19 protein-coding genes and 1 pseudogene are annotated in these 20749 nt (G+C 58.5%); 14 read left to right on the forward strand and 6 right to left on the reverse strand.

Features of this window, described 5'->3' with window-relative positions:
• Positions 1 to 131: 131 nt before the first annotated feature.
• From AC07W5_RS02055 to AC07W5_RS02090, 8 genes are all read left to right on the forward strand, one after another.
• Entirely contained in the window at positions 132 to 923 is a 792-nt protein-coding gene (locus tag AC07W5_RS02055) for a gamma-glutamyl-gamma-aminobutyrate hydrolase family protein (protein ID WP_495022696.1), read from the forward strand.
• A 36-nt stretch (positions 924 to 959) separates the two neighbouring features.
• The gene (locus AC07W5_RS02060) at positions 960 to 2318 is read left to right on the forward strand and encodes a glutamine synthetase family protein (RefSeq protein WP_494990785.1); all 1359 of its coding nucleotides are present in this window, start codon (positions 960 to 962) and stop codon (positions 2316 to 2318) included.
• A 55-nt stretch (positions 2319 to 2373) separates the two neighbouring features.
• The gene (locus tag AC07W5_RS02065; RefSeq protein ID WP_495022697.1) at positions 2374 to 3738 is read left to right on the forward strand and encodes an aspartate aminotransferase family protein; all 1365 of its coding nucleotides are present in this window, start codon (positions 2374 to 2376) and stop codon (positions 3736 to 3738) included.
• A 169-nt stretch (positions 3739 to 3907) separates the two neighbouring features.
• Positions 3908 to 5017 carry a polyamine ABC transporter substrate-binding protein gene (locus tag AC07W5_RS02070; RefSeq protein WP_494990783.1) on the forward strand — a complete coding sequence of 370 codons (1110 nt, stop codon included), beginning with the start codon at positions 3908 to 3910 and terminating at the stop codon, positions 5015 to 5017.
• Between the two features lie 187 nt (positions 5018 to 5204).
• Positions 5205 to 6299 (forward strand): polyamine ABC transporter substrate-binding protein, encoded by a 1095-nt coding sequence (locus AC07W5_RS02075; RefSeq protein WP_495010386.1) that lies wholly within the window; start codon positions 5205 to 5207, stop codon positions 6297 to 6299.
• Positions 6300 to 6370: 71 nt separating this feature from the next.
• Positions 6371 to 7513: an ABC transporter ATP-binding protein gene (locus tag AC07W5_RS02080; RefSeq protein WP_494990781.1), complete on the forward strand. Its 1143-nt coding sequence runs from the start codon at positions 6371 to 6373 to the stop codon at positions 7511 to 7513.
• Entirely contained in the window at positions 7510 to 8430 is a 921-nt protein-coding gene (locus tag AC07W5_RS02085; protein ID WP_494990780.1) for an ABC transporter permease subunit, read from the forward strand. Before AC07W5_RS02080 ends, AC07W5_RS02085 begins: the two co-directional genes overlap by 4 nt.
• Positions 8427 to 9317, forward strand: a complete 891-nt coding sequence (locus AC07W5_RS02090) for an ABC transporter permease subunit (RefSeq protein WP_494990779.1) — start codon at positions 8427 to 8429, stop codon at positions 9315 to 9317. The genes AC07W5_RS02085 and AC07W5_RS02090 overlap by 4 nt, the downstream gene beginning before the upstream one ends.
• Positions 9318 to 9502: 185 nt before the next feature.
• Here the strand turns inward: AC07W5_RS02090 and AC07W5_RS02095 are convergent, their stop codons facing one another.
• Entirely contained in the window at positions 9503 to 10159 is a 657-nt protein-coding gene (locus AC07W5_RS02095) for an HD domain-containing protein (protein WP_494990778.1), read from the reverse strand.
• A gap of 200 nt (positions 10160 to 10359) precedes the next feature.
• On the opposite strand from AC07W5_RS02095, the gene AC07W5_RS02100 reads away from it, so the two are divergent.
• A complete protein-coding gene (locus tag AC07W5_RS02100) occupies positions 10360 to 11325 on the forward strand; it encodes a GlxA family transcriptional regulator (RefSeq protein WP_495022698.1) in 966 nt (321 codons plus the stop codon).
• Between the two features lie 52 nt (positions 11326 to 11377).
• Positions 11378 to 11575, forward strand: a pseudogene (locus tag AC07W5_RS02105) (helix-turn-helix domain-containing protein); the annotation flags it as partial.
• A gap of 29 nt (positions 11576 to 11604) precedes the next feature.
• On the opposite strand, the gene AC07W5_RS02110 reads toward AC07W5_RS02105, so the two are convergent.
• Positions 11605 to 14016 (reverse strand): penicillin acylase family protein, encoded by a 2412-nt coding sequence (locus tag AC07W5_RS02110; protein WP_495022699.1) that lies wholly within the window; start codon positions 14014 to 14016, stop codon positions 11605 to 11607.
• Positions 14017 to 14120: 104 nt separating this feature from the next.
• Positions 14121 to 14702, reverse strand: a complete 582-nt coding sequence (locus AC07W5_RS02115; RefSeq protein WP_495022700.1) for a DUF6436 domain-containing protein — start codon at positions 14700 to 14702, stop codon at positions 14121 to 14123.
• A 109-nt stretch (positions 14703 to 14811) separates the two neighbouring features.
• Between AC07W5_RS02115 and bipL the strand changes: the two genes are divergently transcribed.
• Positions 14812 to 15765, forward strand: coding sequence for a phospholipase BipL (gene bipL, locus AC07W5_RS02120; protein ID WP_495022701.1), 954 nt, complete (start codon positions 14812 to 14814; stop codon positions 15763 to 15765).
• 128 nt (positions 15766 to 15893) lie between these two features.
• On the opposite strand, the gene AC07W5_RS02125 is transcribed toward bipL, so the two are convergent.
• On the reverse strand, positions 15894 to 16646 hold the full coding sequence (locus tag AC07W5_RS02125) for a DUF2059 domain-containing protein (protein ID WP_495010382.1): 753 nt from the start codon (positions 16644 to 16646) through the stop codon (positions 15894 to 15896).
• Between the two features lie 108 nt (positions 16647 to 16754).
• On the opposite strand from AC07W5_RS02125, the gene AC07W5_RS02130 reads away from it, so the two are divergent.
• Complete coding sequence (locus tag AC07W5_RS02130) at positions 16755 to 17387, forward strand: 2OG-Fe(II) oxygenase (protein ID WP_495022793.1); 633 nt, start codon at positions 16755 to 16757, stop codon at positions 17385 to 17387.
• 2 nt (positions 17388 to 17389) lie between these two features.
• Entirely contained in the window at positions 17390 to 17875 is a 486-nt protein-coding gene (locus tag AC07W5_RS02135) for a 2-thiouracil desulfurase family protein (RefSeq protein ID WP_495022702.1), read from the forward strand.
• A 187-nt stretch (positions 17876 to 18062) separates the two neighbouring features.
• Here the strand turns inward: AC07W5_RS02135 and AC07W5_RS02140 are convergent, their stop codons facing one another.
• Positions 18063 to 18836, reverse strand: a complete 774-nt coding sequence (locus tag AC07W5_RS02140; RefSeq protein ID WP_495010380.1) for a transporter substrate-binding domain-containing protein — start codon at positions 18834 to 18836, stop codon at positions 18063 to 18065.
• Between the two features lie 134 nt (positions 18837 to 18970).
• Between AC07W5_RS02140 and AC07W5_RS02145 the strand changes: the two genes are divergently transcribed.
• Positions 18971 to 19411: a DUF4399 domain-containing protein gene (locus AC07W5_RS02145; RefSeq protein WP_494990770.1), complete on the forward strand. Its 441-nt coding sequence runs from the start codon at positions 18971 to 18973 to the stop codon at positions 19409 to 19411.
• Positions 19412 to 19472: 61 nt separating this feature from the next.
• Here AC07W5_RS02145 and serA read toward each other — a convergent pair whose 3' ends face one another.
• The gene (gene serA, locus AC07W5_RS02150) at positions 19473 to 20702 is read right to left on the reverse strand and encodes a phosphoglycerate dehydrogenase (RefSeq protein WP_494990769.1); all 1230 of its coding nucleotides are present in this window, start codon (positions 20700 to 20702) and stop codon (positions 19473 to 19475) included.
• Between the last annotated feature and the right edge of the window lie 47 nt (positions 20703 to 20749).

A 20749-nucleotide genomic window follows, 5' to 3' on the forward strand; every position in this document is an offset into this window, starting at 1 on the left:
TGTCTTCGGCGTCTGTGGCGACCGCAGGCTTGAGCGGGCCGTGTTGTATTTTTTACGGGGGTGTTGTGTAAAAAAATGAACAAGGCTAAGCTCGATTTAAACCCATAACAGCAATAATACCGGGGTGCTTCATGTCTCGCCTGCCGTTAATCGGCGTCACCGCCTGCTCCAGGCAGATCGGTTTGCATGCTTATCACATTAGTGGCGATAAGTACGTCCGTGCAGTCGCAGTCGCTGCCAAGGGCTTGCCGTTGATACTTCCATCCCTGGCGGAATTGCTCGATCCGACCGATATTCTTGACGGTCTGGACGGCATCCTCCTGACCGGCTCTCCTTCCAACGTTGAACCTATTCACTATAGCGGACCTGCCAGCGCACCGGGGACTGCTCATGATCCTGAACGCGATCGCACCACCCTCCCGTTGATTCGTGCCGCTGTTGCGGCGGGTGTTCCGGTGCTCGGGATTTGTCGCGGCTTCCAGGAGATGAACGTCGCGTTCGGCGGCAGTCTGCATCAGAAGGTTCATGAGGTTGGCACATTCATGGACCATCGTGAGGACGACAACGAGCCGCTTGAAATGCAATACGCGCCCAGCCATCCGATGCGCATTGAACCGGGCGGTGTACTGGCGGGCCTGGGCCTGCCGAGCGAAATTACCGTCAACTCGATTCATGGTCAGGGCGTTGATCGTCTGGCGCCGGGCCTTCGCGTCGAGGCCAGGGCGCCGGATGGTTTGATCGAAGCGCTATCTGTTGAAAGGGGCGGGGTCAGGGGAGGCAAGGCTTTTGCTTTAGGTGTGCAATGGCACCCTGAATGGCAAGTGAGCTCCAATCCCCATTACCTTGCCATCTTCCAGGCATTTGGTGATGCCTGCCGGACGCGGGCAATTCAACGCGACGCGGATGCGTCAACTAACGCCTGACTTATAAAAGTCAGGAAACTCAGCCCAGAGGCATTTATGAGTAACAACCTCGACCAGCTCACCGATTGGTTGAAAGACCATAAGATCACAGAAGTCGAATGCATGATTGGCGACCTTACCGGGATTACTCGCGGCAAGATCTCGCCGACCAACAAGTTCATCGCCGAGAAAGGCATGCGCCTGCCCGAGAGTGTGCTGTTGCAAACAGTGACGGGCGACTATGTCGAAGACGACATCTATTACGAACTCCTCGATCCGGCAGACATCGACATGATCTGCCGTCCCGATCAGAACGCGGTATTTCTCGTGCCATGGGCCATCGAGCCTACGGCCCAAGTGATTCACGACACCTACGACAAGCAAGGCAACCCGATCGAGTTGTCGCCGCGCAACGTGCTCAAGAAGGTGCTCAAGCTCTACTCCGATAGAGGCTGGCAGCCGATCGTGGCGCCAGAAATGGAGTTCTACCTGACCAAGCGCTGTGAAGACCCGGACTTCCCGTTGCAGCCGCCAATTGGCCGCTCCGGTCGCCCGGAAACCGGTCGCCAGTCCTTCTCTATAGAAGCAGCCAACGAATTCGACCCGTTGTTCGAAGACGTCTACGACTGGTGCGAACTGCAGGAACTGGATCTCGACACATTGATCCACGAAGACGGCACGGCGCAGATGGAAATCAACTTCCGTCACGGCGATGCCCTGTCCCTGGCCGACCAGATTCTGGTGTTCAAGCGGACCATGCGTGAAGCGGCGCTCAAGCACGACGTTGCCGCGACCTTCATGGCCAAGCCGATGACCGGTGAGCCGGGCAGTGCCATGCACTTGCACCAGAGCATCATCGACATCGAGACAGGTAAAAACGTCTTCTCTAATGAAGATGGTTCGATGAGCGAGCTGTTCTTGCACCACATCGGCGGCTTGCAGAAGTTCATCCCCGAGTTGTTGCCGCTGTTCGCGCCGAACGTCAATTCGTTCCGCCGCTTCCTGCCAGACACCTCGGCACCGGTGAACGTGGAGTGGGGCGAAGAGAACCGAACCGTCGGCTTGCGCGTGCCGGATGCCGGTCCGCAGAACCGCCGGGTGGAAAACCGCCTGCCGGGGGCTGATGCCAACCCGTACCTGGCAATCGCAGCGAGCCTGCTGTGCGGTTTTATCGGCATGGTCGAGGCCATCAACCCAAGTGCGCCAGTGGTCGGGCGTGGTTATGAGCGACGCAATTTGCGTCTGCCATTGACCATCGAAGATGCGCTCGAGCGCATGGAGCACAGCACCACCATCGAGAAGTACCTGGGCAAGAAATTCATTACTGGCTACGTCGCGGTCAAGCGGGCCGAGCATGAAAACTTCAAGCGCGTGATCAGTTCGTGGGAGCGGGAATTCCTGCTCTTCGCCGTCTGATGCGCCGGGTGCGGTCGAGAAAGGCCGCACTCTAACCTGAACTTAGGAGACTCGTATGACCAGCAAGAACCCGCAAACCCGTGAATGGCAAATCCTGAGCAATGATCACCACCTGGCCCCCTTCAGCGACTTCAAACAGCTGAAAGAGAAGGGCCCGCGGATCATCACTAATGCCAAAGGGGTTTACCTCTGGGACAGCGAAGGCAACAAGATCCTCGACGGCATGGCCGGCCTCTGGTGCGTGGCCATCGGTTACGGCCGCGATGAACTGGCCGATGTCGCCAGCAAACAGATGCGCGAGCTTCCTTATTACAACCTGTTCTTCCAGACCGCTCACCCGCCGGTGCTGGAATTGGCCAAGGCCATCGCCGACATCGCGCCTGAAGGCATGAATCATGTGTTTTTCACCGGTTCCGGCTCCGAAGGCAACGACACCATGCTGCGTATGGTCCGCCACTACTGGGCGATCAAAGGTCAGCCGAACAAGAAAGTCATCATCAGCCGCATCAACGGCTACCACGGTTCGACCGTGGCTAGCGCGAGCCTGGGCGGCATGACGTATATGCACGAACAGGGCGACTTGCCGATCCCCGGGATTGTGCACATCCCGCAGCCGTACTGGTTTGGCGAAGGCGGCGACATGAGCCCCGAAGAGTTCGGTATCTGGGCGGCCGATCAGCTTGAGAAAAAGATTCTCGAGCTGGGCGTCGACAATGTCGGTGCTTTCATTGCCGAGCCGATCCAGGGCGCGGGAGGCGTGATTGTGCCGCCAGAAAGCTACTGGCCGCGCATCAAGGAAATCCTCGCCAAGTACGACATTCTGTTCGTCGCCGATGAAGTGATTTGTGGTTTCGGCCGTACCGGTGAGTGGTTCGGTACCGATTTCTACGACCTCAAGCCGGACATGATGACCATCGCCAAGGGCCTGACCTCCGGTTACATCCCTATGGGTGGCCTGATCGTGCGTGACGAAGTGGTCGAGGTGCTCAACGAAGGTGGCGATTTCAACCACGGTTTCACCTACTCCGGGCACCCGGTAGCGGCGGCGGTCGCACTGGAAAACATCCGCATCCTGCGCGACGAGAAAATTATCGAGCGCGTTCATGCCGAAACGGCACCTTATTTGCAAAAGCGTCTACGGGAACTGAACGATCACCCGCTGGTGGGAGAGGTTCGTGGTGTCGGTCTGTTGGGGGCCATTGAGTTGGTTCAGGACAAGGCCACCCGTGCGCGGTATGTCGGGAAGGGTGTTGGCATGATTTGCCGGCAATTCTGCTTCGACAACGGGCTGATCATGCGCGCCGTGGGCGACACCATGATCATTGCTCCGCCACTGGTGATCAGCCTTGCCGAAATCGACGAGCTGGTTGCCAAGGCACGCAAGTGTCTGGACCTGACCTTGAGTGCATTGCAAGGCTAAGTGCTAGGCTCTGAGCGGGGTGCCAAGTTTGGTACTCCGCTCGGTGTAAACAAAGGATGGGTCTTTCCTTGAAAGCCCGTGTTGGATCTTGCCAGACTACCCACTGTTCCAGTTGCCCGGGAATCGGCCACTGAACATGTGATCAAAAAGAATAATTGGAGCATTACGCATGAAGGCATCAGGTTTAAATAAAGCCGGCAAGACCCTCCTCGCCTTGTCTCTGATGGGTGTGATAGCTGGCGCAGCCCAGGCCGATAACAAGGTGCTGCACGTGTACAACTGGTCCGATTACATCGCACCGGACACCATCGCGAACTTCGAGAAAGAGTCCGGAATCAAGGTGGTGTATGACGTTTTTGACAGCAACGAAACCCTGGAAGCCAAGTTGCTGGCAGGCAAGTCCGGTTATGACATTGTCGTACCGTCTAACAACTTCCTGGCCAAGCAGATCAAGGCCGGCGTTTACCAGGAGTTGGACAAGTCCAAACTGTCCAACTACAAGAATCTCAACCCGTCACTGCTCAAAGCGGTTTCCGTCAGCGACCCGGATAACAAACACGCCTTCCCTTACATGTGGGGTTCGATCGGTATCGGTTACAACCCCGAGAAGGTCAAAGCCGCGCTGGGCGTCGACAAGATCGACTCCTGGGATGTCGTGCTCAAGCCGGAGAACATCGCCAAACTCAAGGGCTGCGGCGTGAGCTTCCTCGATTCGCCAACCGAAATGCTGCCGGTTGCCCTGCATTACCTGGGGCTGCCGACCGACAGCCAGAAAAAGGAAGATGTGAAGAAAGCTGAAGATCTGTTCCTGAAGATCCGTCCTTCGATCACCTATTTCCACTCCTCCAAGTACATCTCCGACCTGGCCAACGGCAACATTTGCGTAGCCGTCGGTTATTCGGGTGACGTCCAACAGGCCAAATCCCGCGCCGCCGAAGCCGGTGACAAGGTGAAAATCAGCTATGCCATTCCGAAAGAAGGTGCCGGCAGCTTCTACGACATGGTCGCTATCCCTAAAGATGCGGAGAACGTCGAGGGTGCCTACAAGTTCATGAACTACCTGTTGCAGCCGAAAGTGATGGCTGAAATCACCAACAGCGTACGTTTCCCTAACGGTAATGCTGAAGCAACTCAGTACGTGAACAAAGAAATCACCTCGGATCCGGGCATCTACCCGCCAGCCGACGTGCAGGCCAAGCTTTATGCGATCGCCGATTTGCCAGCCGCTACCCAGCGTGAGCTGACCCGCAGCTGGACCAAGATCAAATCCGGTAAATAAGCCGGTTTGAGGCAACAGGCTGTTGCCGTCGTCAACGCAAAGACGGCAACAGCAATAATCAAATGACAGAAAGTTTTGCTGGAAAGGTTTATCGAGGGTAAGTTGCGCGCCGGTTTTGTTGCCAGGCAGCCATGGCTGTCACGTAACGCTGGGCAACTTGGGCCCAACTATTTTAGAGGACCTCCACTTGCCTATTTCTTTGTTTCGCAACGCCATGCTGATCGGCGCCGGCCTGACGCTCGCCGTCAGTGTTCAAGCTGCGCCTACCGTGCATGTTTATAACTGGTCGGACTACATCGGGCAGACCACCCTGGCAGATTTCGATAAAGCCACTGGCATCAAGCCGGTGTACGACGTGTTCGATTCCAATGAAACTCTGGAAGGCAAGTTGCTGGCCGGGCACACCGGTTATGACGTGGTCGTGCCGTCCAACCACTTCCTGGGCAAGCAGATCAAGGCCGGGGCATTCCAGAAGCTCGACAAGTCGCAGTTGCCGAATTACGCCAACCTCGATCCGTTGCTGCTCAAGCGTCTGGAGAAAAACGATCCGGGTAACCAGTACGCCGTGCCTTACCTGTGGGGCACCAACGGTATTGGTTACAACGTAGAGAAAGTCAAAGCGGCACTGGGCGTCGACAAGATCGACTCGTGGGCCATGCTGTTCGAGCCGGAGAACATCAAGAAGCTGTCTGGCTGCGGTGTCGCCTTCCTCGACTCGGCGGATGAAATGCTCCCCGCCATGCTGAATTACATGGGCCTGTCGCCTAACAGCCAGAACCCTGAAGACTACAAAAAGGCTGAAGCCAAACTGTTGGCGGTGCGGCCTTACGTGACGTATTTCAACTCATCCAAGTACATCTCCGATCTGGCCAACGGCGAGATCTGTGTCGCGGCCGGTTTCTCCGGCGATGTATTCCAGTCCAAGGCGCGTGCCGCTGAAGCTGGCAAAGGTATCGACATTGCCTACGTGATCCCCAAAGAAGGCGGCAACCTGTGGTTCGACATGTTGGCGATTCCTCGGGATGCGGGCAACGTCAAAGAGGCTCATGCCTTCATCAACTATTTGCTCAAGCCTGAAGTGATCGCTCAGGTCAGTGATGCCGTTGGTTATGCCAACCCGAACCCTGAAGCGGGTGAGCTGATGAATCAGGCAGTACGTACAGACGAGGCGGTTTATCCGTCGCAAGCCATCGTCGACAAGCTTTACGTCAACGCTGAGTTGCCACCCAGGATTCAACGTTTGATGACCCGCAGCTGGACCAAGGTCAAGTCGGGTAAGTAGTGACAAAGGCTCAGACTATCCAAGGTTTGCCTGTATTGGGTGAACTGCAAATTTTGTTGGGAGTTTCGTAAATGGCTGTTGCCTCCGGCGCCTATAAGAAAGCCCTCGAGGGCGACCAATTACCTAAACAGGTGTTGGTCAAAATCGACCGGGTCACGAAGAAGTTCGACGAGACGATTGCGGTGGACGATGTGTCCCTGGAAATCAAGAAAGGCGAAATTTTCGCTTTGCTCGGCGGCTCGGGATCGGGCAAATCCACCCTGCTGCGGATGCTTGCAGGTTTCGAGCGGCCAACGGAGGGGCGCATTTTTCTCGATGGTGTGGATATCACCGACATGCCGCCGTACGAGCGGCCGATCAACATGATGTTTCAGTCCTATGCCTTGTTCCCGCACATGACAGTGGCGCAGAACATCGCCTTCGGTCTCAAGCAGGACAAGATTCCGACGGCTGAAGTCGACGCCCGCGTGGCCGAAATGCTCAAGCTGGTACAGATGAGCCAGTATGCCAAGCGCAAGCCGCATCAGCTGTCCGGTGGCCAGCGTCAGCGAGTGGCGTTGGCGCGCTCTCTGGCCAAGCGGCCGAAGCTGTTGCTGCTCGATGAACCGATGGGTGCGCTGGACAAGAAGCTACGCTCGCAAATGCAACTGGAACTGGTAGAGATCATCGAGCGGGTCGGCGTGACCTGCATAATGGTGACCCACGACCAGGAAGAAGCCATGACCATGGCTGAACGCATTGCGATCATGCACCTGGGCTGGATCGCCCAGATCGGCAGCCCGATCGACATCTACGAAACCCCGACCAGCCGTCTGGTCTGCGAATTCATCGGTAACGTCAATATTTTCGAAGGTGAGGTGGTGGACGACGCCGAGGGCCATGCACTCATTACCTGCAAGGACCTGGATCGCAATATTTACGTGGGTCACGGCGTCAGCACCTCGGTTCAGGACAAGTCCATCACTTACGCGATTCGCCCGGAGAAACTGCTGGTCACCTCCGAGATGCCGACCTGCGAATACAACTGGTCGAGCGGCAAAGTGCATGACATCGCCTACCTGGGTGGTCACTCGGTGTTCTATGTCGAATTGCCAAACGGAAAACTGGTCCAGTCGTTCGTGGCCAACGCCGAACGCCGTGGCGCACGGCCGACCTGGGGTGACCAGGTCTACGTCTGGTGGGAAGACGACAGTGGCGTGGTACTGCGCTCATGAACATGAAAAGACTCAAGCGCCAGCTACAACGAATAACCCCCGGTGGCCGTCAATTGGTCATCGGGATACCGTTCCTCTGGCTGTTCATGTTCTTCATGTTGCCGTTCTTCATCGTCATGAAGATCAGCTTCGCAGAGGCCGACGTGGCCATTCCGCCGTACACCGAGATCTACAGCTACGTCGAACACAAGGTGCAACTGCTGCTCAACCTCGGTAACTACGCGCTGCTGGGCGACGATGAGTTGTACATCGCCGCATACCTCGGCTCGCTGAAGATGGCATTTTTCAGCACCATCCTCTGCCTGCTGATCGGTTATCCGATGGCCTATGCCATCGCCAGCGCCCGCAAGGAAATGCAGACCGTGCTGATCCTGCTGATCATGATGCCGACCTGGACGGCGATTCTGATCCGCGTTTACGCGTGGATGGGCATCCTCAGCAACAACGGCCTGCTCAATGGTTTCCTGATGTCGATGGGCTGGATCAACGAGCCGCTGCAGATCCTCAACACTAACCTGGCGGTCTATATCGGCGTGGTTTATTCCTACCTGCCGTTCATGATCCTGCCGCTCTACGCCAACCTGGTGAAGCACGACAACAGTCTGCTGGAGGCCGCGTCGGACCTGGGCTCGAGCACCTTCAACAGTTTCTGGAAAATCACCGTGCCGCTGTCGAAAAACGGCATCATCGCCGGCTGCATGCTGGTGTTCATCCCGGTGGTGGGTGAATTCGTGATCCCGGAACTGCTCGGCGGGCCGGAAACCCTGATGATCGGTAAAGTGCTCTGGCAGGAGTTCTTCAACAACCGTGACTGGCCGGTGGCGTCCGCCCTGGCCGTGGTGATGCTGGCGATCCTGATTGTGCCGATCATCCTCTTCAACCGTAGTCAGGCTAAAGAAATGGAGGGCAAAGAATGAAGCGCTTCGGTTTTTCAAGCCTGATGCTGATATTGGGGCTGGTGTTCATCTACGCGCCGATGCTGATTCTGGTGATCTACTCGTTCAACGCCTCCAAGCTGGTGACCGTGTGGGGCGGATGGTCGGTGAAGTGGTATGTCGGCCTGCTGGACAACACCCAGCTGATGGGCTCGGTGGTGCGCTCGCTGGAAATCGCCTGCTACACCGCCATTGCGGCGGTGGTGCTGGGTACCCTGGCGGCCTTCGTGCTGACCCGCGTGACCCGCTTCAAGGGACGCACGCTGTTCGGTGGCCTGGTGACCGCGCCCCTGGTGATGCCCGAAGTGATCACCGGTCTGTCGCTGTTGCTGCTGTTCGTGGCTATGGCGCAGATGATCGGCTGGCCGCAAGAGCGTGGCCTTGTCACCATCTGGATCGCTCACACGACGTTCTGTGCGGCCTATGTGGCGGTGGTGGTCTCGGCACGCTTGCGTGAGCTGGACCTGTCCATCGAAGAAGCGGCCATGGACCTTGGTGCGCGGCCGTGGAAGGTGTTCTTCCTGATCACCATCCCGATGATCGCGCCATCGCTGGGGGCAGGCGGCATGATGTCCTTCGCCCTGTCGCTGGACGACCTGGTGCTGGCCAGCTTCGTGTCGGGTCCGGGTTCGACGACCTTGCCGATGGAAGTCTTCTCGGCAGTGCGTCTGGGCGTGAAACCCGAGATCAACGCCGTGGCCAGTCTGATCCTGCTGGTGGTGTCGCTGGTGACCTTCCTGGTCTGGTTCTTCAGCCGCCGCGCTGAAGAAATCCGCAAACGTGCCATTCAGCTAGCGATCGATGAAAGCGCTGCCGACTCGTGGAAACAACCGGACATACGCCGCGCCCAGACGCCGGAAGCGGCTTAAGCCTCAAAAGCTTCGCGGGCAACCCCGCTCTTAGAGGATTTTCGGTTGACCACAGATATGTGGTCAGCCCGGATCCACTGTAGGAGCGAGCTTGCTCGCGATGCACCGGGGTCGTATTCGACCAACTCGGTTCGACTGTAAATCGAGGTTGATGCTATCGCGAGCAAGCTCGCTCCTACAGTGGGTCACGCCACCCAGGGCGATTTGCGGATGACTTCGACGAAGTTCATCGGTTTGAACCCCGGGTCCTGATCCACTAACACATCAGTCTTCACATTCCCGAAGGTAGTCTGTGGGCGATGACGCAAGCCATCGGCAAATGCGCAGATGATGCACTCTTTGAACCCTTCACCTCGTGGATGTGCATGCACCACGGCCTCACGTTGCTCGGTGGAAAACGCTGTGTAATCCATCCCCAGCACATCCATTTCCACCCCGGCGGTCACCAGCGCCACGGTCGGACGCAGATGTTTGGGCACACCCGGAGTCGTATGCAGGGCTATGGACAGCCAGACTTGCTCGATATCGTCATCGCTCAGCCCGTAAGGCTTGAGAAAGGCTTTGGCCGCATTCGCACCATCCACTTCGAAGCGTTCGTCATCGCTGCGATGGCCTTCCACCAGGCCCAGATCATGGAACATCGCGCCAACGTACAACAGCTCCGGGTCGTAGGCCAGTTGCTGGCGCTCACCGCTCAAGGCGCCAAACAGAAACACTCGGCGCGAGTGGTGATACAGCAAATCTGATTCCAGATCTCGGATGTATTGCGTCGTCGCCTTGGCAAGGGCGCTGTCGGGGATTTTGATACCGGCGATAGTGCTGCTGAGGGGGGTGGTGCTCATGGAAGTTGCCTTGTGAGGAACGCCTGGCGGCGCTGATGAATCCAGTCTGTTCCCGCGTCCTGGGACGAACAATCGACATGAAGCTGCGATCCCGGCCAATCAGTGCGCATATCGTGCCACCTCGCTTCTTGGCCGGTGTTTCGCTAGGGTTGGTCGGCTGCCCCCACGATTCCTGAAAGCCATAGAAGGTGATTCATCCCATGAGCAGAAACGTTGCCATCGTGGTTTTTTCCGGGGTTCAGTCCCTGGATGTCACGGGGCCCATGGATGTGTTTTCCGAAGCCAACCGCTTTCTTGCGCCCGAAGACCACTACCGGTTGGAGGTGATTGGCGTGGAGCGCGGCGTGATGCCCTGTTCAAATGGTTTGGCGCTGCAGGCTCATCGACATTTCAGCGAAGCGCTGCAGGCCTATGACTTGCTGCTGGTCGCTGGCGGTCCACAGTTGCCATATCAGGATTTCGGCGCGCGGTTTCATACTTGGCTGCGCGAAGCGAGTGTTCGTGCGAATCGCTTCGGCTCGATCTGTAATGGCGCGTTCATGCTTGCCCGCGCAGGATTGCTCGACGGGAGAACCGTCACCACCCACTGGAACGATGCCGTTGCGCTAGCGACGCTGTGCCCATTGACTCAAGTCGAGGCCGATCGGCTCTACGTGCAGGACGGTCAGCTCTACACATCGGCGGGAGTGACGGCAGGGATCGATTTGTCGTTGTACCTGCTGGCCAGGGACTACGGCCCGGAACTCGCGTTGAGCGTGGCTAAGCGATTGGTGGTGTTCACTCAGCGCTCAGGCGGGCAATCGCAGTTCAGCCCGTTCCTGACGCCCCATGCCGAGGCGAGCTCGCCGGTGGCGATGGTCCAGCACTACGTGTTGGCCAATCTGACTGGGGGCTTGACCATTGCCGACCTGGCCAAAGCTGCCAACATGAGCGCGCGCAATTTCTCCCGGGTGTTTGCCAGGGACGCAAAAATCACCCCGGCAGAATTCGTCGAGCGGGCGAGGGTGGACGCGGCGCGAGTGATGCTGGAAAGCGGAAGCGCGCCGCTCAAAACCGTTGCTTACCAATGCGGGTTTCGCGATGCGCAGCACATGCGCAGTGTTTTCAACCGCAGGCTTGGAGTGACGCCGCAGCAGTTTCGAGTGAATTTTTCGGCGATGGTTTGAGATTGTCGAGCATTCTCGATTGTGGCGAGGGAACTCGCTCCTGTTCGGTTCGGTCCGCGTGGCCGGCGTATCACCGTGGGTGCTGCCGACGCAGGCACGGATGGAGCTGGCCTTTAATCTGCTGAGCCAGTCACGTTTGGGCCTGAGTGATATCGCCGCCCAGTCGGGTTACCAATCCCGGGCGGCATTCAGCAAGAAGTTCAAAGAGACCTATGGCGAAGCGCCTGGGCGGTTGCGTAAGGAGATTTAGATCTCGACCGAATACCTGGATTTCCCCAACTACTGAGCCACCCGAGCCGGCAACAGCTTCAAGGTACTGCGGGTATTGGCCGTCACCTCCTCGTCGTTGAAATACGCCTGCTGGTAAATCCCTTCGATATACGCCTCGGCCTGGTCGTCATAGTGCTTGTCGAACAGTACGCCGCTTTGCCCCACCGGGTTGATGGTCAGGCTGTGTGCCGGGTCGGCGAAGTCGATGATGCGTCGGGTCGAGGGTCCGTAGGTCACCGGCCACGGCGCAGGGCCGATCCTGGCCGAGAGGTTGTTCGGCACTTCGTGAGTGCCGGGGGCTTCGAACGGGCCGACGTTGAAGATTTGATCCAGCGGCTTTTGCATGCCTAGCGGATGTCCGTGAGTCAGGGTGTGGGCCGTGCCCCACTGCCATTGCGCCGGGTCTTCGCCGAGGGTGGCTTTGAGATGGGCAATGCTGGCCTGCCATGCAGCTTTGACGATGTCGGCGCGGGTTTCCTTGCCGATGGTGTTGCGGTTGTCCCACCACGGCGAATCGGGCGACGCCGCCAGACGCGGCAACGCGGCATCGATTACCCGGGTGGAGAGCAATGTGTCAAAGAACCCATCGCCGAGTTCATCGTGGAACACGGCGTCGGTCAGGTTGAATAGAAACTGGTTGAACAGCGTGGCGCTGGTGGAGTTCAGCGGGTAGTCGCCTTTCCATTGCGCCAGTTGCGCCACCAGTTTGAGTTCCGTGGAGTCTTTCACCACCTCACGCAGCACTGGCAACAGCGGAGCCAACAGGCGAGGGCCATAGCCGGTGGTGGTGCCCAGTTGCAGCTTCTGGCTGTTATCCAGGTCCCATTTGACGTTCGCATCGCTCAGCTGCTTGTTCAGCTGCTGGCCGCGATCCGCCAGGTTGTAATAGCCGGGGATTTCCATTCCGGTTGGCGAGAGTGGCTGGAAGTTGGCCGAAACGATGTAACCGCGCGCCGGGTTCTCCTCCTGAGGGTTGGCGCTGAATGGATAGAAACCATCCTTGTCTGCCTGATTGGTGCTGCCGTCGAGGATAAAAAGCGGTTTGACCCCGGCCGGGCGTTTGGGCAGTTGCGCTGCGGCCCACCAGCCGATATCGCCCTTGGCATTGGCCCACACCAGATTCAAGCCAGGAGCGTGCACCTTGGCTGCGGCGTTGCGGGCCTTGGCCAGGGTGTCCGCGCGGTTGAGCTGGTAGAAACCTTCGAGAATCGGGTTTTGGGTTTCGAGGAACCCCCACCACATGGCAATCGGCGCCTTGCCGACGCCAGCGCCGAGCACATCATTGATGATCGGCCCGTGGGGCGACTGGCGCAGAACCAGCGCGACCGGCGCCTGGCCCTTCACTGCAATCTGCTGCTGCGTGCTGACCAGCTCCACCCATTTGTCGCGGTACCAGACCTGATTAGGGTTATCCGGGTTGACCTTTTCGGCGATCAGATCGAGATCGTCGTTCTGGAACATGGTCAGGCTCCAGCCGAAGTCGAGGTTGTGGCCGAGGAAGGCGAAGGGCACCAGTGCCTGGTGATGACCGTACAGCTCAAAACCCGGCATCGACAATTGTGCTTCGTACCACACCGAAGGCACAGAGAAGCGAATGTGCGGATCGCCGGCCAGCAGCGGTTTGCCGCTCTTGGTCCGGTTACCGGAAACCACCCAGGCGTTGCTCCCTTCGAACTGCGGCAGGCCGTTGTCGGCCAGCGCCTCTTCGCTCAGTCGGGCGATCGCGTTAAGGTCTTTCCAGTCAATGGCGGCGAGGGCCGGCGAGGTACGCGCCGGGCCTTTGGCCAACACGCCTTTAGGCTGCCAGTCGAGATCGAAGATTTTCAGGTAATTGCTACCCAGTTCATCGCGTATATAGGTCAACAGGGGCTCGGTGCGAAAGGCTGCAGCAAAGCTATAGGCCATGTAACCGGCGACACTGATGGTGTCTTCAGCGGTGAACGCGCGTTTGTGGATGCCCAGTACGTCGAACTCCATCGGTTGGGCGTGGGTGTTCTGATATTGGTTGATCCCGTCCAGATAGGCTTGCAGGGCTTTCCAGGTCGGTGATTGGCGGTCAAGGCTGGCCGCGTAAGTCTCGGAGCGCTCGCGAATGCGCAGGCTGCGGAACAGTTTGTCGGTATCGATCAGCTTGGGACCGAGCACTTCGGCGAGCTCGCCTCGAGCCAGGCGGCGCATGATTTCCATCTGGAACAACCGGTCTTGAGCGTGCACATAACCGAGGGCGCGATAGAGGTCGGCTTCGTTCCCGGCGCGAATATGCGGTACACCGCGTTCGTCATAACGCACCGTGACCGAGTCTTGCAGACCCTCCAGCTCCACCATTCCCTGGCGCGATGGTTGTTTGCTGTACACGTACCAGCCCCCACCGACGGCGAGTGCGACGATCAGGATGGCAAGTAAGGACAGACTGCGTTTCATTGAAACTCCTGGTTCTTTTTCGGGTTGCCGTCACTGACGCTCGCAAACAATTAGCACAGGCCTTCGGTGCTGTGCAGCGTTGTCCTTGAAAAGTCAGGAATGCCTTAGTTAGTCAGGCTACCGGGCCACGGACAATAACAGCCCACCGCCAGGGTGTGGGTGGCGCTGACCGGGCGTCCGTTACTGAGTGCCTGTAGCATCGGCTCGATAAAGCTGTTGTTGGAATTACAGGTCAACCCTTCGCTGTAGGGCCCGAAATACGCAAGTTTGCCATTGCGATCCCAGATCGCTACGGCCGGGCTTGCCGGTATCTGCCCGGAGCCGGGCAGGACCGACAGGGTTTTCAGGTTGCTCAGGGTGCCAGGCAACTGGCCATGGCTACCGGGCTTTTGCACCGAATAGAACTCCACGCCTTGTGGCGCGTAATGCTCGAACAGTTCGGCCAGGTGCTGCTGGTTGCCGACGTTGCACGGGCAGGCCGGGTCCCAGAAGTGCACCAGACGGATCGATCCAGGGCCGGCAAGTTCCGGAGGCAGGCTCAGAGGGTCGCCGGAAAACACCGCGGCGTGTTCGTTGAATGCACGCAGGTAACGTCCCTGAAACCAGTCATAAGCGGCCCACAACACGCCGGCACACACAAGGGCGAGCAGGCTGGCAAGCAGTGTCGTGCGGTAGGGCAGACGCATACGGATCAATCCTCGAAGGTCACGTAGCTTGCCATGCTTGCCGCGACAGATGAATATCGCAGGGCCATAAAGTCTGTTTCGCGCTCCGCGCTTTACCTGGAAATTCGTCATGCCTGCCACCTTCAACCCCGATCATCTGCGTGCCAGCCTGCGGCCCTTGGCCGAGGCGCAGCCGCTGTCGGAGGAGGCGCAGGCCTATCAGCATTTTTATGGGCTGGATTTCCCGCAGCGCAGCAGGCCAGTCAAATGCGGTCTCGGCAGTTTCAACGTTGGTGGCTATCAGTTGGTCAGTCAGGTCTGGTGGCCACCACGGGCGGTGGCGACGATGTTCGTGTTCCACGGTTTCTACGATCACATGGGCCTTTATCGGCACGTGATCGACTGGGCGCTGGATCAGGGGTTCGTGGTGATTGCCTGTGATTTGCCGGGGCATGGACTGTCCAGCGGTGAGCGCGCCAACATCAAGGATTTCGCCGAGTATCAGGCGGCGCTGCAAGGGTTGTTCGATGAGGCACGCTCTCTGGACCTGCCGCAACCGTGGCACCTGTGCGGGCAGAGTACGGGCGGCGCGATTGTGATCGACCATGTGCTGAATGAAGGCGTAGACAGCCCGGCGCAAGGGCAGGTGGTGCTGCTTTCGCCGCTGGTTCGGCCGCGCTCCTGGGGCTGGTCGCACTTGAGTTATTACCTGATGAAGCCTTTCGTCAAAGGCATCGCCCGGCGTTTCAGCGAGAACACCAATGACCCGGCGTTCTTGCCCTTCCTGCAAGCCGATCCGCTACAACCGCTGCGCTTGCCGACCGCCTGGGTCGGGGCACTGGCGCGCTGGATCAAGCGTATCGAAGCGGCACCGCGCAGCAGTCGTCGGCCACTGATCATCCAGGGGCAAGCGGACATGACGGTTGATTGGGAACACAACCTTGAAGTGCTGGGGGGCAAATTCGACCGGCCACAGGTGTTGAAACTGCCCGAGGCCCGCCATCATCTGGCGAATGAAACCCAGGCGTTGCGCCAGGAGTATTTCGGGTTTTTGACCAAGCGAATGAAGGGGAGAAATCTCTAGCGACCGTTATGCTGCCATCGCGAGCAGGCTCGCTCCCACATTGGTTTGATGTCGTTCACAGATCCAGTGTGGGAGCGAGCTTGCTCCGGGCGGCGTTCCGACGATGGCGATCTTCCAGGCACCGAAGCTTACTGGCTAAGGCTCGAGGTGCTTTGCCCCACCGCCAATCCCGCCCGAATCGCCGCCAACGCCGCCTGGTAATAAGCCTTGCCTTCAGAGGACTCGGCAAACGTGGCGAATTCTTCCAGTTCCGGATCAGACAGGTCGCGGTAGACGTAGAGCAAGGTGTTGTTCAGGTCGTTACCGATTTGCTCCATCAGCCGCTGGCGCTGACCGTTCAACATCCCTTGCGCCTGACCACCACCGAGCAGGCCGGGAATCATCTGGCTCAGGCTGTCGGCGGCAACCCCGGCGATCGCCAGACTGACTTCGGCACCGGCCTCGCGGGCAGGCAGTGCTTGCGCCAAATGGCCGATGATCAATTGACGGGTGTCGCTGGCCTGGATCTTCGGCAAGCCCTGGGCATTTTTTGCCAGCTGATCGCGGCGGGTCGCCTGCAGTTCAGCGGCGACAATCTTGCGCCCCAGCGGTGACTGGAAAAATGCCAGAGCAGGTTTCGGGTCGGCGAGTTTCTGCCGCAACTGCGCCTGGGCTCGATGATCCATCGCCTGTGGCGCAAAGCGCTGATTGCTGTTGTTAACCAGCGCCTGGAACACCGCAGGCGGCAGGCTGTTTTTGTAGCGTTGCTGGGCGGCGGTGAGGGCGTCATTAAAATGCGCGCGTTGTTCTGGCCAACCGGCGACCTTGTACAACTGGTCGAGGCCGTCTGCCCAAGCGGGCAAAATGCAGAGCATTAGCAGGGGAAAAAGCAAGCGACGCATAAGGGCTCCTGTCAGCAGGCCACTATTCTCCGTGTGAGGTCTCGTCTTGTCGAGAATTCGTATCAGTGCGCTCTGCGGCTCTGTCGGATTTACAGGCGTATGGATACTATGCTCGGCATGCAAATACCCTCCGATCACCCGCTGCTGTTACGTATCGTCGACGACCTGGCTGCACGCGGCTGGTCGCAGCAAAATATTTTCCTGCCCGAGGGGCTGACCCTGGAACTGGCAGATGAGTGTCGCAAACGCGCCGCCGAGGGTGGATTGGCTCCGGCCGCAGTGGGCCGGGGCTCCTTCCAGGAAATTCGCGAGGGTATTCGAGGTGACCATATTCAGTGGCTCGAACCCGGCCAGGTTGAGTCTTGCGACAGCTACCTGGGGTTGATGGAGAGCCTTCGGGTCGCCATGAACCGTGGGTTGTTCCTGGGGCTGGAAGATTTCGAAAGCCATTTCGCGCTGTACCCGCCGGGTGCGTTTTACCTCAAGCATGTCGACCGCTTTCGCGATGATGACCGGCGCATGGTGTCCACCGTGATTTATCTCAATCAGGCGTGGTTGCCCGAGCATGGCGGACAGCTGCGGATGTATCTGGGCGAGGGGGTTGAATATGACGTGGTGCCCACGGGTGGTTGCCTGGTGGTATTCCTCTCCGGCGAAGTGCCCCATGAAGTCCTGCCCGCCACTCGAGATCGCCTGTCGCTGACGGGGTGGTTTCGTCGTCGCGGCAATGAGCCGTTTTGATCATGCAAAAAATTCTGGTGAGCCGCTGTCTGCTGGGACACCGTGTGCGTTACGACGGCGGGGCTGGCGGGCCGTTCGATCAATTGGCGAGCTGGATGGCCGAAGGTCGGGTGGTGGCGCTGTGCCCGGAAGTGGCCGGTGGTTTACCGACGCCGCGGCCTGCAGCCGAGATTCCCGGTGGGCAAGGTGTCGAAGTGCTGGATGGCAGCGCGCGGGTGCTGACCGCTGAGGGAGAGGACGTCAGTACCGAGTTTCTATCCGGTGCGCGACAGGCCCTGGCGTTGGTCGAACAATACGGCATCTGGATTGCGGTGCTCAAGGCCAACAGCCCGTCCTGCGGCAACCTGCAGACCTATGACGGCACTTTCAGTGGGGTCAAAGTCAGCGGGGAAGGTGTTACCGCGGCGTTGTTGAAACGCAATGGGGTCCAGGTTTTCAGTGAGCTGGAGTTGCCTGAGGCGTTGGCGGCGTTGGCGGCACTGGACTGAACTTGCCTGGATTTACAAAACTACGCAGATCTAGTGTGGGAAGGGCCGGGCGACGTTCGCTTGCTCGCGATAGCGGACTGGCAGTCGACATCACTTTTGAATGTGATGGCCTTATCGCGAGCAAGCGAACGTCGCCCGGCCCTTCCCACATTAGATCTTCGGTGTAACAAATTCCTCATTCCAACTATCAAGGCTTCGGTGGCTTGCTCGCATCCGTTCCAAACCATTTTTCCGAGAGTGCCATCAACCGACCATCGGCTTTGATGCGTTGCAGCGCGTTGTCGATACTGGCCTGAAACGCCGGATTGCCTTTCTGAAACGGGATCACCAGGCTCAACGTCGGGCCAGCATTGGCGCCTTCCTGAGCGGGCAAGTGGCTGTCACGAACGGCGTAAGGGACCGGCAAGCGGTCACTGATGGCCGCATCGATTTGCTTGTCCGCTACGTCTTTGAGCTGTTGCTGCGTATTGGGGGTGCTGCGCAGATCGATGCCTTCGACCGTGCGAGTCGGCTCGGCGAACTGGCTGCTTTGCGCCACCCCCAGCGCCCGACCGTTGAGTGCTTGCAGTGTGCCCAGCGGTCGGGGCTCTTCCTGACGCACGATCAACTGCGCATTGGAATAACTATAGGGTTCACTGAAGTCGAAGCGCCCCTTGAGTTCGGGGGTCACTGCTATGTGGTTGATGGCCACATCGTACTTGCCGCTCTCGACGCCTTGTAGCAAGTCAGCCGAGTCCGTGATGACGAAGTCCGTGCGCACGTCCAGCTCACTGGCGAGCATTTGGCCCAACTCGACCTCGAAGCCGGTGAGTTTGCCGTCATCCTTGAAGTTAAACGGTGGTGTGTTGGCTTGCAGGGCGATGCGCAGCTCGCCACGGTCGTTTACATCGTCGATCAATTCGGCTTGAGCGTAAGTGCTCACAAGGGGCAGTAAAAGTAACAGGCCAGGCAAAAAACGCATGGTCACTCCTTTGAATTCTAATGTGCTGTACGCGGGTTCTGGCGCGCTTTGCTATGGTGATGAGTGCCTTCGACAACGAATTACGACGAAGTTGTCTTAACCGTACAGATTTCGCAGAAAAACTGGAGAACAGAATGAAAACGTTTATGTCTCGTGCTGCTTTGGCCAGCCTGTTGCTGGGTGCTTCGATGCTGGCGAGCGCTGCGGATAGTATCGCGCGCACTCCGGCTCCCAAGGGCGCGACGGTGAGCATCGTCTCTCCGGCGGACGGCGCCACGGTGGGTGAGAGCTTCAAGGTCAGATTTGGCGTCGAGGGCGTGGCGCTGGCGCCAGCGGGTGACCCGACCAAAAACACCGGTCACCACCATCTGCTGATCGACGTCGACAAGCTGCCGGCCGAAACTGCGCCGATCCCGAAGGACGCTAACCACATGCACTTCGGCATGGCGCAAACCGAAACTGACATCAAACTGGCCCCGGGCAAGCACACCTTGCAGATGGAGCTGGGCGACAAGAATCACGTGCCGTTCGATCCGCCGATTCTCTCGAAGAAAATCACCGTCACTGTGAAATAAGCGTATCGCAGGCATAAAAAAGGAGACCCGAGGGTCTCCTTTTTTCGTTGGTGCTCCAGGCTTAGAACAACACGCGGCAACGGATGGTGCCTTTGATGTGTTGCAGCTTCTCTTGCGCCAGGTCCGAGTACTCGGCGTCGACGTCGATGACGACGTAGCCGACTTTCTCGTTGGTCTGCAGGAACTGACCGGAGATGTTGATACCGTTTTCGGCGAAGACCTTGTTGATCTCGCTCATCACACCCGGAATGTTCTCGTGGATGTGCAGCAAACGGTGTTTGCCAGGGTGAGCCGGCAGCGCCACTTCCGGGAAGTTGACCGAGGACACCGACGTACCGTTGTCGCTGTACTTGACCAGCTTCTCAGCCACTTCCAGGCCAATGTTGGCTTGCGCTTCAGCGGTGGAGCCGCCGATGTGCGGGGTCAGGATCACGTTGTCCAGGCCGCGCAGCGGGCTTTCGAACTCTTCGTCGTTGGAGCGAGGCTCCACCGGGAATACGTCGATAGCCGCGCCGATCAGGTGCTTGTCCTTGATCGCGTCCGCCAGGGCTTGCAGCTCGACCACGGTGCCGCGAGCAGCGTTGATCAGAATGCCGCCTTTTTTGATCGCGCGAATTTCTTTCTCGCCGATCATCCACTGGGTGGAAGCAGTTTCCGGAACGTGCAGGGTGACGATGTCGGACATGCCCAGCAGCTCGGTCAGGCTGGCGACCTGAGTGGCGTTGCCCAGTGGCAGCTTGGTGATGGTGTCGTAGAAATACACCTGCATGCCCAGGCCTTCAGCCAGGACCGACAGTTGAGTGCCGATCGAGCCGTAACCGACGATACCCAGCTTTTTACCGCGGATTTCGAAGGAATTGGCCGCGCTTTTGATCCAGCCGCCACGGTGGCAGGAAGCGTTTTTCTCAGGAATACCGCGCAGCAACAGGATCGCTTCAGCCAGCACCAGCTCAGCCACCGAGCGGGTGTTGGAGTACGGTGCGTTGAAGACCGCGATACCGCGTTCGCGAGCAGCGTTCAGGTCGACCTGGTTGGTGCCGATGCAGAAGCAGCCAACAGCGACCAGTTTCTTCGCGTGATCGAAAATCTCTTCGGTCAGTTGAGTACGGGAGCGAATGCCGATGAAGTGAGCATCAGCGATCTTTTCCTTGAGCTGGGCTTCCGGCAGAGAACCTGTGAGGTACTCAATGCTGGTGTACCCGGCGGCCTTGAGGACGTCGACAGCCGATTGGTGGACGCCTTCGAGAAGAAGGAACTTGATCTTGCTCTTATCGAGGGAAGTCTTGCTCATCTGCGTAAACCTGTGTCCCGGAGAAAAATGGCAGGGAAGTGGACAGC

It is taken from the genome of Pseudomonas sp. GW821-FHT01E05 (genome assembly GCF_059422425.1).